Genomic DNA, 15,926 nt, shown 5'->3' with positions numbered 1-15,926 from the left:
CATGAGGCGGAGCATTTGGGCATTGATATTGGCGGGGGGACGGGGCGTTGACATGTATCCCCTGGTCGATGATGGCGAGCCCAAGTATTTATTGAACATATTGGGCAAGCCCCTCATCAAATACCCAGTGGATGCCATGCGGGATTTAGGGATTAGGAGAGTCATGATTGCATCTAATCGCGTTTTGATGAGGGACGATGAAGTGGAAACAACCAGATACGGAGAAAACGAGACCGACGCTATAAGAGAGATAGCTCAGCATAGTTTGAGGGGCACCACAGTGATAATAGCATATGGAGACGTGGTGATGCCTGTCGAGGCATATAAGTTATTGCTGGATTCTCATTTGGGAAGCGGCAGGAGCTTGACCGCCATGGTGGTTCCCATGGAGGACACCGCTGGCTATGTACGGATAAATGTGACGGAAACCCAGGAGATAGGAGGAGCCTCGAGGAGCAGTGACCATCAGCCGGGGTACGTCTTGGCCGGCGCATTGGCGGTCGAGGGGGATTACCTAGTCGATATAATGAGGGGGGAATTCATAGAGCTGCTGGGCAACTCCAAGGGCAATGCCGCCATGTGGAGCGGGTGGTGGATAGATGTTAAGTATCCATGGGATGTGTTGTCCGTTATAAGGAATGTGATGAACTCTTGGACTGAGGGGAGGATAAGCGCAAAGGCGTCAGTATCCAGCAAGGCGTCGATAGAGGGAGTCGTCTTCATAGATGATGGGGCCACCGTGGATCATAATGCAACCATAAGGGGACCAGCATATATAGGCAGGAAGGCATACGTGGGAACCAATGCATTGATACGAAACTATGCGGCCATAGAGGAGGGATGCGTGGTGGGAGCCGGGGCGGAGATAACGGAGTCCTCCATACAGCCGTTCTCCACGGTGGGACGGGGCTCATTTATAGGATCATCTATAATGGGAAGTCAAGGAGTGATGGAGCCCGGAGTGGTCACGTTGACTGCCCACCAAGATGGGGCTAAGATCGGCGATAGAAAATTAGGCGCGTTGATCGGGCGTAGAGCGCGCATAGGGGCTAATTCCGTGATGTCCCCCGGAACTGTGGTGGAGCCCGGAAAAGTAGTGCCGCCTCTCTCCAGGTTATGATGAGGGACGGAAGTGGGGATGCATTTAAGGCCTCTTTCCTATTATTATGAAGCCCGTATGCCCCAGCATCCACATCTGGGGCCTGATCTCCCCCGGCACGGTTTTCCAAGGCCTCAATATGGACTCGAATAACTGAACTCGAATCAAGCCCAGCTCCGCCATCTTTGAGATGGTCTTATCCACTTGACCTATGGTTGGAACGTAAGCCGCCACATTAGCCCCATGCCGCACTGCGCCCACAGCGGTTGGAAGCAATGCCCACGGCTCCGCCACGTCCAGCACAGCCGCGTCGAACTCTCTGTCCAGCCTGGCTTCGGCTAGATCTTGCTCCTTGATTTCCACAAATGGAGCGACTCCCATCTCCTTCAGCGTCCTTTCGGCTATCCTCACTCGACTTGAGTCCCGTTCATACGACACGACTTTTCCCGTAGGCATTACATGCATGGCCAACATGCTGGTCAGGTATGCGCTTCCCATGCCGGCCTCCAATACTACTGCCCCCGGCACTACGTTGCAATAAGTTATTATTATAGCGGCGTCCTTGGGGTATATGGGCTGCGTCGCCCGCCTCTGCTTCATCAATACATCCACTATATCGGGTCTACTCAATTTGAACGCGTAGCCTAAGCTACTGATCACTTCATCCCCGTACTTCGCTCCCACCACTTGATCCCCCCTTATGGTTCCCTTAATTGTATTGAACGTGGCGCTCCGCCTTGCCTTGATCACGTAATTTATTGTCTCGTTGAAGTATAACAATACATAGCTTCCCTCATCTATTGCATCGCTCCTCGACACATGCAATCAATACCAGCGCGATGCCCCCATTTTATAATTTGCCCATAAAATGACGCAGCACAATGCCGGAGAGCCGCAATGCAATCATTGAATAAGCAGGCACTCCTCCATGCACGTCAATGCCTCACATATAACTTCGAGGATATAACGGCCACGAGGGAGTCCACGGGGACCCGGACTTGGGATGTCGTATCCCTATCCCTTAACGTGACCGTATTATCCATGGGCGTTTTATCATCTATGGTGACGGCAAATGGAACGCCTTCCTCATCATACTTGACGTAGCGGGAACCTATGGTATCTCCATCATCGTACACGGCCTCTATCCCATTCATGACCAGCATCGACCAAATCCTCCTGCCTATGGCTGGGTATGGATCCTTCCTTATCAAGGGAAGCACGGCCACCTTTATTGGAGCTATGTCGGGCGGGAGCCTCAGCACGTACTTGCCGTTCCTCTCAACGAATGAGTTCTCCAAAGTAACATAAAGCAGTCTATCCACCCCAAAAGACGGCTCTATAACGTGGGGGATGAATCTCTCCCTGTACGTTTTCCTCTCCTGCTCACTAATGTATATCATCTCCCTGCTTATCTCGAATGCCTCGAACACCGATTTGCCGGTTGACTCGATATCCCGCAATACCTTGTCTGGATTATCATATATGTACTTGATTATCTTGCCCGCATCGCCGCCGTACTTCTCCTTTATCTTAACCGGATTAGGGGAGACACGAATCTCCTTCTCTATCCGCGGGACTTGGAGATCCCTATAAGCACTCAAATCCTGGCCGCTGTACTTGACATGCCTGGACAAGTCATAATCCGTCCTATAGGCGTGACCGCTCACCTCAAGCCATCCAAACCTCTCCGTTAAAACCACTTGGTCGAAGACCGCCTTTGCGTAGTGGGCCCGCTCCTCCGGCAGCTTGGCCAGGAATAATTGCTTATCCAGAGGGACTCCTAGCTCGTTCAGGAAAACGGTGGCCAGTCCCATGTAGAATCCCATCCATTCATTAACTATATACCCCTTCTCGACGGCCTCCCTCACACTCACCTCACGCGGAGCATTAACTCCCTTCGCCACATCATCCTCCGGCAGTATCCTTATCTTGACGTCCTTGATATCATCCAAGTAGGGACACCTTGGATTCAGGGGATCGAAGAACAGCTCTATCTCCATTTGGGAGAACTCCCTTAATCTAACCAATCCCTGCCTCGGCGATATCTCGTTTCTTCCCACCTTACCCACTTGGGCCACTGCCAGAGGCAATCTCCTATTGGATAATTCATATAATTTCGCGAAGTCTATGAACATGCCTTGAGCCGTCTCGGGCCTTATGAATCCCAGGTTACTGCTATATGGCCCTATAGTGGTCTGGAATAACAGGTTGAAGCGTTGAACATTGCCAAGCTCCCCCCGCAATTGGGGCATTTTACGCCGTACTGGGATATCAGCTCATCCAATCGTCGTTCGTCCAATCCCTCAGTCTTTATCTTCACTCCACGTTTTCTCAACTCGTCCTCCACCAAATGATCGGCCCTATACTTACGGCCGCATTTACTGCAAGTCACCAAGAAATCCGTGAAGTTCTCCAAATGACCGCTTGCCTCAAAAACTATCCTGGGCATTATGATGGGGGTCTCCACCTCTATTGTGAAGTCCATGTAGGGTACCACGAACGTCCTGAGCCACTTATTGATTATATTCCTCTTAAGCCCGACGCCCAGCGGGCCATAATCGTAAAAGCCGCCCGCCTCAACCATGCCTTTATAAGCGTCGAAGCTCTGCCAAAAGAATCCCCTCCGATTCAACAAATCATTGAATTTATCCGACATTCAAGCACGGCTGTATAGAGGGTTAATAATTTTTCCGATGAGGCCATTAATTCTATTTTTACTGAAAAACCAAGTGGTCCAAACATTGCATCACGAATTCAAGTACCTCCAAGACAGCACTATGCCCAGCGTAGAGAATATGGCGGCGAACGCTAACAAGAACGCAAAGTCGAACCATACGCTATTCATGCCCGTGGCCCCCAATAGCAATTGCCTGGATATATCATTTGCATAGCTTATTGGATTTATCTCCACCACCGGCTTTAGCCAAGATGGCATGAGCTTCACAGGGTAAAACGCATTGCTCGCGAAGAGCAGTGGCAGGTTCAGTAGATTCATTATTGCCATTTGTGACTCCCAGCTAGTCGATCTCAATGCCAGCATTATGAAGAGCGAGGAGAGGCCGAGCGACATTAGGAATAGAGCTACATAAGTCCCGGCTATATCCAGCGCGGATATATCGGGCCTGAACTGCATGCCTAGCAGTAATGCGATGACTAAGACTATTGTGGCTTGAACCAATGACCTTATGACGGCGGAAAGTACCTTGCCCATTATTATGGATCCCCGAGAAACGGGGGTAGTCAATAGCTTATTCAGAAAGCCGAGCCTCCTGTCCCACACTATCATCATGCCGCTGTTCATGGAGGTGAAAAGCACTATGAAGGACAACATGCCTGCTGCCAAGAAGGAGAAGTAATCCGTAGTTCCGAAGGTGCTCTTTATCAGTTCCGTTCCTATTTGATCTATCACTTGCTTCGGTATGTTAAGGCCCGGTATGTTAAGGCCTGAGGTAAACATGTTGCCCAAATTCATTGCCTTGCCGAAGAGCCCCAGCCAGAGCACGGGCTGCACTAGGGACAGCAGCAATATGAATGGTGCCTTATACCACTTCTTCAACTCCCTATTGGTCAGCGACCACAATCCATGAAGCGGGCCAAGGTTTTGGCGCTCCATCAGGACCTCGCCTTTCTTATGGTTCTCATAGTGGACATCGCCTCCTCCCAATTGGACTGCTCCTCCCGCAAGCTCTTGCCGGTGTACTTCATGTAGACCTCGTCCATAGTCGGCTCCGTTATAGATATCTTGGCAACCCTTACGCCGTTCTTATTCAACGCCTCGAGTATTCGGGGAGCCATTGACCCCCCATCCTTAGCTGTGATCCAGATGGAATTATCCATAACGCGCACATCGCCCATTCCATCCATGCTCATTATTATCTGCTTGGCAAGATCAATGTTGCCTGCTATCTGTAGCATTATTATATCGCCTCCGAGACTTTCCTTCAATTCCTTGGGAGTGCCTATTTTGGCTATCTTACCTTTATCTATTATCGCTATCCTGTCGCAGTAAGCATCAGCTTCCTCCAAGTAATGGGTGGTGACCAATATGGTCATGTTGTACTCCTTCTTTAACTTGGTTATATAGGTCCAGATGGCGGATCTAGTCTGCACGTCCAAGCCCAAGGTAGGTTCATCCAAGAAGAGAATCCTGGGCCTGTTTATTAGGCCCATTGCTATCTCCAACCTCCTCCTCATGCCGCCCGAGTAATTCTCGACCTTCTTATTAGCGGCATTGGTGAGCTCCACCATTTGCAGCAATTCCTTTGCTCGTTCCTTGGCAACATCCTTGGGGATGCCGTAGAGGGAGGCGGCCAACATCAAGTTCTCCCACCCAGTCAAATCCTCATCAGCGGTATATTCTTGCAGCACTACTCCTATCGATGCACGGACCTTCGATGGTTGCTTAATAACATCAAATCCATTGACTAACGCCGTTCCTTCGGTGGGCTTCACCAAGGTGGTTAGCATGCCTATGGTAGTGCTTTTCCCAGCGCCATTGGGTCCCAGAAGCCCGAATATCTCTCCCACAGCTACCTCGAAGTTTATGTGATCCACTGCGAGCAACGAGCCATACTTCTTGGTTAGGTTAATGGCCTTTATAGCTGGCGAGCTCATTGTATCAACCTCTCCAACCTGGATCTAATAGATTCTATGCGGTCCTTGTATTGAATTATTTTATCCTTGCCCATGTCCTCCATGTAGGAGATATAGCTCTCCATCTCGTTTAATATATCATCCATTGTTCTGGGCTTTATCGGCCACGCAAACAGCTCGCTATACTCAGCCGCCTCGCTTCTCCCCTTCTCAGTTAGTTGATACCTCCCATCGTTTAATTTAACCGCCAATCCCTCCTCCACTAGGGTGGATAACAATGGATATATGGAGCCAGGCGATGGCCGCCACCAACCCCACGTCATCCTTTCTATTTCATCCATTATTTCCGCCCCGTTCTTGGGCGATCCTTGAAGCATCTGCAGCACCAAAATCCTCAGGCCACCCCTCTTCCGTATGCTTCCTCTAAATATGGTGGGAAACATATCGATATCGATATCAGTATCCTTTTTAAACCTTTCCACACAGACTAAACTAGGTTAATTTTAATTCATAATCCCCAGAAATAACTTAATTAAGGAACACCACAAAATCTAACTCTCAATTCCCCATAATGCAAAACTTCATGGCCCGCAAGGGTTTGATTACTCGCCTTGCCGCACAATATCGCTCGGCAACCCCTTTTCCCTCAGGTAACTGTATATCTCATAACCGCTGAATACGCCGTCCTCCGTTATCAATAATGGAGAGGGCGCATCATCTGTCGACTCAACCCGAACCAATTTGGCGTTGGGTATTAACTTCCTTATAATTTCCAGCACATCCGCATCGCCATCGTTGTATAGTAGTATCGCCATAATCGTTCCTGCCGAGAAATCGTATTTAACTCAAATGCTTAAGTAACAGCTATTACCATGACCGAAAACTTTTGGCTTGCACGCCCCGCATAAACTCATCGTTGGATGCTCAAGTCAATATGCCGAGTTAAGCTTTAAGTAATACAGAGAGCAAGCTAAATAGGAGATCCCATGGACGCAGGCCGAGCAGATGAGGGGGAGAGAAGCAACAAGTCGAGGCGTAATGTGATCGAAACGATGAGAAAATGGTTTGTGGCGACCAGCCCCTCCACCCTGACCAGCGCCTTCTCATCCGTTACATTGGGAGCCATCCTATCTTTTTACCTACTCGGGAAAATAAATATTCCATTTTATATATTAACTGCAATGGGGATAATGATGGCGCAGGCCGGGGTCAACTTGATCCATGATTACTCGGAATTCAAAACAGGCCTCGATATCGTACATATATCCCAAGGATTGCCACACAGGATACACCCCATAATAAACCTTGGCTTGAACCCCGCCTCAGTGAAAAGGAGCGGATACTTGCTCCTAATCGCCGCGGGACTCATTGGGATTTACTTAGCGGTGGAAACCACTTGGATAATTCTATTAATAGCCATAATAGGCTTCTCGCTAGGCGTCCTATACAGCGAGGGATTGCGATTGCACTATAAGGGGGCAGGCGAGGCGGTGGCGTTGATTTCCATGGGGCCCCTGGTAGCCCTTGGCTCCTTCATGGTTCAAACCAATTCATTCAGCTGGGCGCCCGTCTTGGTGGGATTGGTCAACGGTCTGTTCACCCTAATAATACTGCTCGGCTCCGGCGCGATCGAGATAGAGGCCAGCAGGAAGTTCGGGAAGAAAACAATCGCGTTAATGCTTGGGCTGAGGAGGACGGGGTATTTAGCGGTCGCAGCAGTGGCATTCATCTATATAATAATCGCCATATCAGTTTACCTGGGCTTCCTTCCCTACCTATCTCTGGCATCCTTACTTGTGCTGCCCTTCTCCGCTAGACTGGTCATCCCGCTCATCAAGGGAGGAAGCCAGGACAAATGGAGGGAATTAAAGGCTTTATGGGCCGGGCCATTTAACCATAGAGTGGTAATCCTCACAATAATAGTGGCATCCATAATAATAGCAAGGCTAATTCCCTAATCGCGCTAGCTGTCCTCCCCATTATTGACCCAGTACCCGCATCTGTTAAACAACGAGCCAATGCCGACATGTTTCAGCCAGTCTTGAAAGTTAATTCCTTGAAGAGGGGAAGGGCCAACGCGATGGCCACGGTGGTCACAACGAGCCAGCCGTATAGGTAGCCATACGACGAGACGGCCGTGAAGAGGGGTTGCAGCCATATTCCTATTATCATGTTCATGAAGTTCACGAACGCCAAGGATAATGCACCTCCCTTATTAGCCGTTATGGCGTATGCCACGGAGAACGCCATGTCGTTGAAGAAGCCCGAAAAGGCGCCCAACGCGAATTCCAAAAGCGGGTTTCCCACCCACATGAAGTAGAGGGGGGCAGAGGATGCTATTGACACCAATAATAACAGCAATGCCTTGTTCTTGGCCATTTTGAAGAACTCGTTCGTCATGAATCCGCCCAGTATTGAGGCCACCACCAGTCCCTCTGCTATCAAGCCGGCATGGAATGATCCATAACCGAAGAGATGGGCGACTTGGTATGGAAGCAACTCGCTTACCACGTAATATGAACCCCATACTCCGCTTATCCCGACGGCTATACCCAGTGAGTCCCTTATATGGCCCAACGCATACGTGGGCCTCCGCTCAAAACCCCTCAATTCATATATATCTACCAATCCCATTATAATGGATAGTAATCCCGCCAACGCAGTGGCAGCTCTCCACTGGAACAAATTATCCACGTAGCCCCACAGCAATCCTATTAAGCTTCCGACCCCATAGAACGCATTATATAAGCCCATCATGATGCCCTCCTTGCCCTTATTCAACTCTACCAGCAAATACGCCGCCGATGAAAAGAAGAGCGCTGCGCCTGTCCCGGAGATGGCCCTAAATAAAAGCAGCTCCCATAGGTTAGCCGATAATCCACTTAATGCAGTGAAGGCACCCAACACTATCATGCCCATTATAGATGTCCTCTTCGCGCCGAGCTTGGATGATACGTACGCGGAGGGCACTTGAAGTAATGCAGCGCCCACGAAGAAGGATAGGGGGATCCAGCCCACCAAGTAACCCGGAACGCCGAACTCCGCCTGTACTTCGGCTATGGGTGGGGCCAACACGAACCATTGAATGGCATATATAATCCTTGATACCATTATAGCGGATGTTTTACCATCCACTTAAGAACCGAGAAATAGACCTGTTATAAAGATTGAGGGGCCCAAGGCAGGCATAAAAACTTCCCTGAAGGGCAGGCGAGGGGCTGGATGCGTACCTAAAGTGAAATGAGTATAATTACTTCCAACGCAGATTTAATGTCACTAATGACGCGAGCCGCGGCATAATGGGATTTAAGCCTCACAAAAGAAGGGTCGGCGGGATGGGTTTCACCATGATCTCAATCGACTAGCAATCCCAATACATCCGTCCTAGTTATTATGCCCACAGGATTATTCTTATCATCTATGACTACGAGCCTTCCTATGTTTTTGCTTATCATCAAGTTTATCGCATCGTAAACATCATCATCATCCCGTATAAATGGTACCTCGGATCTCATGTACTCCTCAACCGTGGCGTCTAGATTGCCCTCCACGTATGCCCTAGCAACGTCGGTGCTGGTTATCAAGCCAACCAGCCTGCCACCATCATCAACAACGGGCAATGCCCTTATCTTTCGCTCTGAGAACAACCGAGCAGCCGCCCGAAGCGGCTCTCCCTTCGATATGACCAGCACTTGCTTGCTGGATATCTCCTTGACCTTGACTTTAGGTATGGAAATGAACCGCCTAATGGATATTACGATCTCCCTCATTTGATCGTTCTTCTCCATCACTTGCCCCTCAATGACTATGCGGGCATTGGTTGTGGGGCCTATCTTGACCAGGGAACCCAGCGGCAACTGCCTTAGGTTTCCCATAACCTTAATTATGGCTTTAGTTATGAAGGGATTCAACATGTCAAGCAACTCTATGTTGGTGGCATACATCACCGTTCCCTGCTTCTCAACGGCTATCGGAGCTATGTCGCTTATCCCGGCCATCATGGATGGGGATCGAAGCAGTTCCATTGCTTTCTGGGATGGAGTGAAGCCACCATATGGACCCGTCTTACTATCTATGAAGCCCATAGCTCGGAGCGATATCATTATGTTCCTCACGGTTCCCTCATTCATTCCCAGCCTCGTTGCTATTTCCTTGCTTTTTATGGGTCTCTTGTAATTATTATGAAGCTCGACCAGAGACTCCAATATCTTAATAAATGTCTGGGGCAGCGATTCCATGGGTTTATTTTTAAATTATCAATAATTAATAACATTTACTCGCAATTTCCCCGCGCTCCCCAGGGGGAGTCCAACATGCAAGTAACCCCATCGCCATCATCCACGCATCTCCCCAGCAAGGCATCACGCCCCATCACAGCCGCCTCCGTGGGGTATTTAACGGCGCTCCCCGCCAGCTCCAGGGATAGGCGGACGCTTCGTCCACAGCTCTCTATCTCCACCTCCGCAGCCGGGCGTAGCCTTATCCTAATAACCGCAGGAGCCCTAACGTCCAAACCAGGATCGAAAAACCAAATCACTTTATCCTTTATCTCGACGATAAATACTTTCATTGCTTCTTGCGCTCCCTCAAGAGCTCCAGCAATGCCTCGGTCACTTGCTTGTAATCGCCCACCACTCCATAATCCACGTAGTTGAATATTGGGGCGTTTGGATCGCTGTTCACCGCCACTATTATCTTCGATTCATTCATTCCAAAGACATGCTGTATTGCTCCGCTGACTCCCATTCCTATATACAAGGCAGGCCGTACAGTGCGTCCAGTCTGCCCTATCTGCCTGCTGGTGGGCAGCCAGCCCGCGTCAGTCACCTTCTTAGTTCCTCCTATCGTTCCACCAAGCAGCTTGGCTAGGTCCGTGAGCAGCTTCACTCCCTCCACCCCATTCACTCCCTTCCCAGCCACCACCACTATATCCGATTTCTCGACCGGCGGCAAACCGCTCTCGTCCTCCTCAGTTATGGACTTGGACCCCAAGTAGCGACCCCGGGGTTCCGGTAACTTGCTCAGCTTCTCCTTCACTAACTCGCCCTTTCTTGACTCATCGCGAGGCGGCGTGGGGAACACGTTGGGCCTAACGCTGGCCAGCTGGGGTCTCCTGGTGGGGGTTCTTATGTGGGCCAGTATGTTTCCTCCATAGGTTGGTCTCACTTGATCCAAGTCGCGAGTCTTAGGGTCCACGTCCAACGCCGTGCAGTCCGCCGTGATGCCGCTTCTTAATGTATTGGCGACGTAGGGAGCCAACTCCCTTCCTCTTTTGGTGGCGGCGAATAATATTATCTCTGGCTTATATTTATTGGCCAGCTCCACCACGGACGCGGCGTATAGGTGGGGCAGGTACACGGAGAGCCTATCATCATCCACGTAAATCACCTTATCCGCCCCATAGTAGATGGGCTCCATCAATAGCTTGTCCAAATCCTTGCCCACCATGATTGCTGTAACGTCTACTCCCAACTTAGCCGCCAGTTCCTTTGCCTTGCCTATTAATTGAAGGCTTCCCTCGCTTATCTTTCCATTAAAATGCTCCACGTAAACCCAGATACCTCTATAATCGTCCTTATTAACTTGGTTCCATTCTGGACAAACCATTATCTGATCACCTCCTCCTTGACTAAGTTCTCTAATAACCACTTAGCGCCCTCCTTTGGGTCTCCCTGGAATATCTGTTTCTTGCGCGGCAGCGGCTTGGCATCCTCTATCTTGGCCACTATGGTGGGCGAGCCCTTCAACCCAACGCAATCGGGATTCAGTCCTAGCTCCTTATTGGTTAATACCTTAACCAATCCATTGACCTTTGCCATTATCTTCCTGTTTAAGCTGATGTCGCGGGGAGGATTGCTATTTCTATAGACGCTCATTATTATGGGCATGTTATAGATGAACTCCTCCACCAAACCCTCATCTTCCAAGTATCTGGATACCCTGACCGTTCCATCCTTTATATTGGGTTCCGCATCTATTGCGTAGTAAACAAAGGGTACCTCCAGCCACGATGCGACTTGAGCGGGCATGTGGGCGGTCGTGGAATCAGTGGTTTCCTCGCCCATTATTATCAAGTTGAAGTTAGGGTATAGCTTAGCGATAGACTTAGCGATGGCGTGCGAGGTGGCCAACGTGTCCGCTCCGGCGAATACCCTATCAGTTATCAATATTCCCTCATCAACCCCCATTCCTATAGTTGACTCCAGGAAGTCCTTGCCGTTGGGGGGCGCCATTGATATTGTAACCACCTTGCCGCCGAACCTATCCTTTATCCTCAAGGCCAGTTCCACGGCATTTCTATCGTAGGGGTTTATCATCAATGGAACTCCCTCCCTGACCAAATTATGCGTGTTCGGGTCAAGCCTCACCGCCGTTATGTTGGGAACGGCGGCCTTCACGGGAACCACTATGGTTAATTCATCCATGTTACTATCGCCTCCAGATTCATTTTTAAGCATGACCCATCACCCAAACCTGAATTGAACTCCATAACCGCTCCTCGGGTAATTCCACTCTATCGCATCGTTAGGACAAACAACCCTGCAAGTGCCGCACTCAACGCATCCCTCATGGGAGAATAGGACCGCTCCATTGCCTCCAGGCGTATAGCATCTAGCTGGGCACAGGTATAGGCAGGGCTTGGAATCGCACTTGCGGCATTGATCCGGATCCTTTATTCTTATGTGGGGCCGCTCGTCCACGTCCCAAGCATTGGAGTTGAGCCTTTCCTCTATCGGTATTTTCCGCTCCATGCTCATAGATTGGTCACCACCTTCACCATATCCCTCATCATATCAAGTATGGTTAAGTTACCTTTAGTTTCCTTAAAGGTACTAAATATCTTTCTCGGCGTGCCATCCACATCAAAATACCGCTTCAAAAAGGCATTTATGAACTTGGCATAGTCATTATATAGCCTGGGCTCATCCAATGCCTTATAGGCATTACGGAAAGCCCTCAATTCCTTCATGACGAAGCTCTCCTCAAGCATCTTGCCATACAAGGAAAGGGAGGATTCATCGTATTTGCCGCCCTCCTCGTGTATCTTGATTATGGCATCGGCGGCCACTCTTCCGCTCTCCATAGCGAAATCGACTCCTCTTATTATTATGCCACCATGAAGGAGGAAGCCCGCGGCGTCCCCCACCACTAAATAACCATTACCATATAATGACGGGGGAGATGCGTTTAGACCCATTATTGGAGTTAAGTGGCCGGAGTACTCCAGTAATTGCCCATCCTTTATCAATCTCTTTATAAATGGATGTAGCCGGAACTCCTCCACCATATCGTAAACCGGAACATCCACCTTACTGCCATGGCCTAAATATATGACCAAGCCCAACGTGATTGCATCCTTATTGGTATATATGAATGCTCCCCCCGGCACGTAATGGGTGGAGAAGCCCGCTATAGCCCATGCTACACCTTCATCATCATCAACGTTGAATCTATCATTTATTACCTTTCTCCCCAACTTTATCACCTCCTTAACTCCTACTCCAACCATCTGGGGCTCCAGTTTAGGAGCCAGGCCGCTTCTTTCCAGTACCAATCTATTTATTCCCTCGGCAGATATTACCACATCCCCATAGACCTCATCATTGCCGGAACGAATTCCCACAACCTTTCCCTCCTTTATCACCAGGGAATCCACGGGAGATTCCGATATTATAATGGCGCCAGCGGCCTCGGCCTTCTTGCCTAGCCACTCCGTGAAATCGGATAGAGACGCGGTGAACGATTTGTGCTCCACATTGTTGGTCTCGAACTCAACGGTTGTACCGCTATCCTCGGTGAGGAAGGATATCCTTTCCTTCCGCACCCACCGCTCCACGGGAGCTTCTTTTACATACTCCGGGTATAATTTATCCAATACGTGAGCATATATCCTACCGCCATAGACGTTCTTACTACCAGGCTTGCGGCCGCGCTCCACTACTAAGACCTTGAGGCCCTTAGATGCCAATCGTTGGGCCGCGGTGAGGCCGGCGGGGCCAGCCCCAACTATTATTGCGTCGAATTTTATAGACACGTGTCCTATGCCAACTAGTGCACTTATTAAATATTATCCTTATCCAAGCCGGAGACTTACGACTTGTGAAAAGAAGACTCGGCCTCGCGGGACATTAGCTTGGCCAATTTGGAGTAAGCGTGCCGCGGATCTTTGGCGGTAATAGTGTAAATCTTAATGGACCCGCCTTCATCAAAGCATTTCGTGAGGGTTACCACCATGAACTTCCGTTTACCGAGCTTGGAGTAACCTATGGAATAAGTCTTACAATCCCCATCATCCATCAACATCACGCGATCAAACTCATCGATCGAAATGCTTAGAGGTGTTTCTATCATTTTTAAGATCACCTAGGATATCTTGGCGCAGGCCGTTTATTAACTTTTTTCGCATTAATTTATAAAATGCTTAATACTTGGTTATCTCTCCTCTCCCCTGAGAAGAGGCTATTGATCCTTTCATGCATTTCCTTCGCTGGCTCCACCCCGTTCAATTCGGGGCAGTACGTTATATTTCAAGATTTTCACGCCGACCTCGGCGCCCAGGTCAGGCCTACTGCGGGCAAGCGATACCAATTTATTTCCATTTATTGTCACTTCCACATAGAAACCGGATAGTGAATCTATCACGTTGGTTACCGTTCCCCGCAGCGAATCGAAGTTACCTATCTCTATCCACTCCGGCCTAATGAATAGAATCCCATCCAAGCCCATGATTCTCCCATCAACTACATTATTCCTGTACCCAATGAAGCGAGCCACGTCTATATCCGGCGGCGAATTGAATAGGAATTCCTTATCCCCCACATACCTCATTTGCCCACCCATTATCACGCCCACCTTATCAGCCAATGCATATGCTTCTTCAAAATCGTGGGTCACATGAATCACGGTTAAATTATACTCCCTGTGAATGCTCTTCAATAGCTCCACGAATTCCATCCTGCTGTTGGAGTCAAGCATGGAAAGAGGCTCATCCAATAACAATATACGTGGATTGGGGGCTAATGCCCGCGCCAATGCAACCTTTTGCCTCTCGCCTCCAGATAAGGTATTGGGCTCCCTATCCAGTAAATTCCTTATGCCCAATTTATCCGCTATGTAGGAAACCCTTCTTTCTCGTTCCTCCCTTGGAATCCCGCGAGCCTTTAGGCCGAACTCTATGTTGCTCCTCACGCTCATTATGGAGAATAATGCATAGTCTTGCGGAACGAAGGACAAATTACGCCTCTCGGGAGGCGCGTGGGTTACATCAACGCCATCGATTATTATGGTGCCGCCCCTAGGAAAGAATGCCCCTGCTATTAATCTGAGAAGCGTGGACTTCCCGCTGCCCGTTGGTCCTATTAAAACGAAGTAATCCCCATCTATGGCTAAGTTAATGGGTCCCAATCTAAATGATTGCAATGAATGAGTCAAATCATTTATGCGAATGGACATCGCTTATCCCGATTACCGCTTTATATATAATGAATATCGCGAAAATCACCAGTATCAGCGCGGCTGAGTACATGGCGGCATTGGTCAATCCTATTCCTATATATGACTCATATATATAAATCGAGGCCGGAACTATCGTGGATCTCCCCAAGAAAACGTAGTAGGCGACTATAAATAAGGCACCCGCCTCCGAAACGGACCTGGACCAAGAAAGCATGGCACCATTTGCTATGGATCGCCTTATATACGGTATTATTAAGTGCATCAATACATATGATCTTGTGGCGCCCAACGTACGCGCTGTCAACTCCATGTCGGGATTTATCATCCTAATCGCGGTTTCTATGGTTCTCACGGTGTACGTGGAGCTCAAGTACGTGACAGCCGCCACTGCTCCCCATAGCGTATCAATGAAGCTTACGCCGAGCCTAGATAAAAGAGGGCCCATGCCATAGCTTGATGCGAATGCCAACACTATCATTATCCCCACCACTATGTGAGGAATCATTATGGGCACGTCCAATAAAGCATCCAATACATACTTGCCCCTGAAGTCGTATCTAGCCATGAAGTATCCCAATGGTATTCCGAATGCCACGGATATAATTGATGCCGCCGTGGCCATTATAATAGTTACCTCTATCGCTTGTAGGAACGATGGTTCCCTCAATGCATGGAACACGCTAAGCGATGCCACCTTAACAAGGACAAAAATGGGGAAGAGATAGAATGCCACTAAGGCTAGACCCAAAATAATTAATGTTTTGAATGAGACATCTCT

At 49.2% G+C, this 15,926-nt stretch carries 19 protein-coding genes; 2 read left to right on the top strand and 17 right to left on the bottom strand.

Annotated features, from left to right (window positions below; genetic code table 11):
• The first annotated feature begins 1 nt into the window (after window position 1).
• On the top strand, window positions 2-1,120 hold the full coding sequence (locus tag ACZ5ZS_RS06900) for an NTP transferase domain-containing protein (protein ID WP_188596849.1): 1,119 nt from the start codon (window positions 2-4) through the stop codon (window positions 1,118-1,120).
• A 24-nt stretch (window positions 1,121-1,144) separates the two neighbouring features.
• Here the strand turns inward: ACZ5ZS_RS06900 and ACZ5ZS_RS06895 are convergent, their stop codons facing one another.
• The 7 genes from ACZ5ZS_RS06895 to ACZ5ZS_RS06865 all read right to left on the bottom strand — a co-directional run bounded on the left by ACZ5ZS_RS06895 (window position 1,145) and on the right by ACZ5ZS_RS06865 (window position 6,507).
• A complete protein-coding gene (locus ACZ5ZS_RS06895; RefSeq protein ID WP_188596848.1) occupies window positions 1,145-1,918 on the bottom strand; it encodes a tRNA (adenine-N1)-methyltransferase in 774 nt (257 codons plus the stop codon).
• Window positions 1,919-2,034: 116 nt separating this feature from the next.
• Entirely contained in the window at window positions 2,035-3,351 is a 1,317-nt protein-coding gene (gene glyS, locus ACZ5ZS_RS06890; RefSeq protein ID WP_464858166.1) for a glycine--tRNA ligase, read from the bottom strand.
• Window positions 3,285-3,755: a hypothetical protein gene (locus ACZ5ZS_RS06885; RefSeq protein WP_464858164.1), complete on the bottom strand. Its 471-nt coding sequence runs from the start codon at window positions 3,753-3,755 to the stop codon at window positions 3,285-3,287. The genes glyS and ACZ5ZS_RS06885 overlap by 67 nt, the downstream gene beginning before the upstream one ends.
• A 90-nt stretch (window positions 3,756-3,845) precedes the next feature.
• Window positions 3,846-4,712 (bottom strand): ABC transporter permease, encoded by an 867-nt coding sequence (locus tag ACZ5ZS_RS06880; protein WP_188596846.1) that lies wholly within the window; start codon window positions 4,710-4,712, stop codon window positions 3,846-3,848.
• A complete protein-coding gene (locus ACZ5ZS_RS06875; protein ID WP_188596845.1) occupies window positions 4,712-5,713 on the bottom strand; it encodes an ATP-binding cassette domain-containing protein in 1,002 nt (333 codons plus the stop codon). The genes ACZ5ZS_RS06880 and ACZ5ZS_RS06875 overlap by 1 nt, the downstream gene beginning before the upstream one ends.
• A complete protein-coding gene (locus ACZ5ZS_RS06870; RefSeq protein ID WP_188596844.1) occupies window positions 5,710-6,135 on the bottom strand; it encodes a PadR family transcriptional regulator in 426 nt (141 codons plus the stop codon). Before ACZ5ZS_RS06870 ends, ACZ5ZS_RS06875 begins: the two co-directional genes overlap by 4 nt.
• Window positions 6,136-6,294: 159 nt before the next feature.
• Window positions 6,295-6,507, bottom strand: a complete 213-nt coding sequence (locus ACZ5ZS_RS06865; protein ID WP_075059118.1) for a hypothetical protein — start codon at window positions 6,505-6,507, stop codon at window positions 6,295-6,297.
• Between the two features lie 171 nt (window positions 6,508-6,678).
• Here ACZ5ZS_RS06865 and ACZ5ZS_RS06860 point away from each other — a divergent pair, with 171 nt between their 5' ends.
• Complete coding sequence (locus ACZ5ZS_RS06860) at window positions 6,679-7,650, top strand: prenyltransferase (protein WP_188596843.1); 972 nt, start codon at window positions 6,679-6,681, stop codon at window positions 7,648-7,650.
• Between the two features lie 73 nt (window positions 7,651-7,723).
• Here ACZ5ZS_RS06860 and ACZ5ZS_RS06855 read toward each other — a convergent pair whose 3' ends face one another.
• From ACZ5ZS_RS06855 to ACZ5ZS_RS06810, 10 genes are all read right to left on the bottom strand, one after another.
• Window positions 7,724-8,827 (bottom strand): MFS transporter, encoded by a 1,104-nt coding sequence (locus ACZ5ZS_RS06855; RefSeq protein WP_188596842.1) that lies wholly within the window; start codon window positions 8,825-8,827, stop codon window positions 7,724-7,726.
• A gap of 218 nt (window positions 8,828-9,045) precedes the next feature.
• Window positions 9,046-9,930, bottom strand: coding sequence for a CBS domain-containing protein (locus ACZ5ZS_RS06850; protein ID WP_188596841.1), 885 nt, complete (start codon window positions 9,928-9,930; stop codon window positions 9,046-9,048).
• 35 nt (window positions 9,931-9,965) lie between these two features.
• On the bottom strand, window positions 9,966-10,262 hold the full coding sequence (locus tag ACZ5ZS_RS06845) for a hypothetical protein (RefSeq protein ID WP_188596840.1): 297 nt from the start codon (window positions 10,260-10,262) through the stop codon (window positions 9,966-9,968).
• A complete protein-coding gene (locus ACZ5ZS_RS06840; protein ID WP_188596839.1) occupies window positions 10,259-11,299 on the bottom strand; it encodes an electron transfer flavoprotein subunit alpha/FixB family protein in 1,041 nt (346 codons plus the stop codon). The genes ACZ5ZS_RS06845 and ACZ5ZS_RS06840 overlap by 4 nt, the downstream gene beginning before the upstream one ends.
• Window positions 11,299-12,117, bottom strand: coding sequence for an electron transfer flavoprotein subunit beta/FixA family protein (locus ACZ5ZS_RS06835; protein WP_188596838.1), 819 nt, complete (start codon window positions 12,115-12,117; stop codon window positions 11,299-11,301). Before ACZ5ZS_RS06835 ends, ACZ5ZS_RS06840 begins: the two co-directional genes overlap by 1 nt.
• 39 nt (window positions 12,118-12,156) lie before the next feature.
• Complete coding sequence (locus tag ACZ5ZS_RS06830; protein WP_188596837.1) at window positions 12,157-12,450, bottom strand: ferredoxin family protein; 294 nt, start codon at window positions 12,448-12,450, stop codon at window positions 12,157-12,159.
• Window positions 12,447-13,727: an FAD-dependent oxidoreductase gene (locus tag ACZ5ZS_RS06825; RefSeq protein ID WP_188596836.1), complete on the bottom strand. Its 1,281-nt coding sequence runs from the start codon at window positions 13,725-13,727 to the stop codon at window positions 12,447-12,449. Before ACZ5ZS_RS06825 ends, ACZ5ZS_RS06830 begins: the two co-directional genes overlap by 4 nt.
• Window positions 13,728-13,783: 56 nt before the next feature.
• Window positions 13,784-14,056 carry a hypothetical protein gene (locus tag ACZ5ZS_RS06820; RefSeq protein WP_464858159.1) on the bottom strand — a complete coding sequence of 91 codons (273 nt, stop codon included), beginning with the start codon at window positions 14,054-14,056 and terminating at the stop codon, window positions 13,784-13,786.
• Window positions 14,057-14,164: 108 nt separating this feature from the next.
• Window positions 14,165-15,145: an ABC transporter ATP-binding protein gene (locus ACZ5ZS_RS06815; RefSeq protein ID WP_188596835.1), complete on the bottom strand. Its 981-nt coding sequence runs from the start codon at window positions 15,143-15,145 to the stop codon at window positions 14,165-14,167.
• Entirely contained in the window at window positions 15,126-15,881 is a 756-nt protein-coding gene (locus ACZ5ZS_RS06810; protein WP_229657736.1) for an ABC transporter permease, read from the bottom strand. The genes ACZ5ZS_RS06815 and ACZ5ZS_RS06810 overlap by 20 nt, the downstream gene beginning before the upstream one ends.
• Window positions 15,882-15,926: the final 45 nt, after the last annotated feature.

Source organism: Thermocladium modestius (genome assembly GCF_055398215.1).
This window is presented reverse-complemented; position numbering and strand designations above follow the sequence as displayed.

Bases quoted from the DNA above. Each gene is read 5' to 3' on its own strand.
- ACZ5ZS_RS06900 (WP_188596849.1), top strand. From the start codon at position 2: ATGAGGCGGAGCATTTGGGCATTGATATTGGCGGGGGGACGGGGCGTT.
- glyS (WP_464858166.1), bottom strand. From the start codon at position 3,351: ATGCCCCAATTGCGGGGGGAGCTTGGCAATGTTCAACGCTTCAACCTG.
- ACZ5ZS_RS06885 (WP_464858164.1), bottom strand. From the start codon at position 3,755: ATGTCGGATAAATTCAATGATTTGTTGAATCGGAGGGGATTCTTTTGG.
- ACZ5ZS_RS06880 (WP_188596846.1), bottom strand. From the start codon at position 4,712: ATGGAGCGCCAAAACCTTGGCCCGCTTCATGGATTGTGGTCGCTGACC.
- ACZ5ZS_RS06875 (WP_188596845.1), bottom strand. From the start codon at position 5,713: ATGAGCTCGCCAGCTATAAAGGCCATTAACCTAACCAAGAAGTATGGC.
- ACZ5ZS_RS06870 (WP_188596844.1), bottom strand. From the start codon at position 6,135: ATGTTTCCCACCATATTTAGAGGAAGCATACGGAAGAGGGGTGGCCTG.
- ACZ5ZS_RS06865 (WP_075059118.1), bottom strand. From the start codon at position 6,507: ATGGCGATACTACTATACAACGATGGCGATGCGGATGTGCTGGAAATT.
- ACZ5ZS_RS06860 (WP_188596843.1), top strand. From the start codon at position 6,679: ATGGACGCAGGCCGAGCAGATGAGGGGGAGAGAAGCAACAAGTCGAGG.
- ACZ5ZS_RS06850 (WP_188596841.1), bottom strand. From the start codon at position 9,930: ATGGAATCGCTGCCCCAGACATTTATTAAGATATTGGAGTCTCTGGTC.
- ACZ5ZS_RS06845 (WP_188596840.1), bottom strand. From the start codon at position 10,262: ATGAAAGTATTTATCGTCGAGATAAAGGATAAAGTGATTTGGTTTTTC.
- ACZ5ZS_RS06840 (WP_188596839.1), bottom strand. From the start codon at position 11,299: ATGGTTTGTCCAGAATGGAACCAAGTTAATAAGGACGATTATAGAGGT.
- ACZ5ZS_RS06835 (WP_188596838.1), bottom strand. From the start codon at position 12,117: ATGGATGAATTAACCATAGTGGTTCCCGTGAAGGCCGCCGTTCCCAAC.
- ACZ5ZS_RS06830 (WP_188596837.1), bottom strand. From the start codon at position 12,450: ATGAGCATGGAGCGGAAAATACCGATAGAGGAAAGGCTCAACTCCAAT.
- ACZ5ZS_RS06815 (WP_188596835.1), bottom strand. From the start codon at position 15,145: ATGTCCATTCGCATAAATGATTTGACTCATTCATTGCAATCATTTAGA.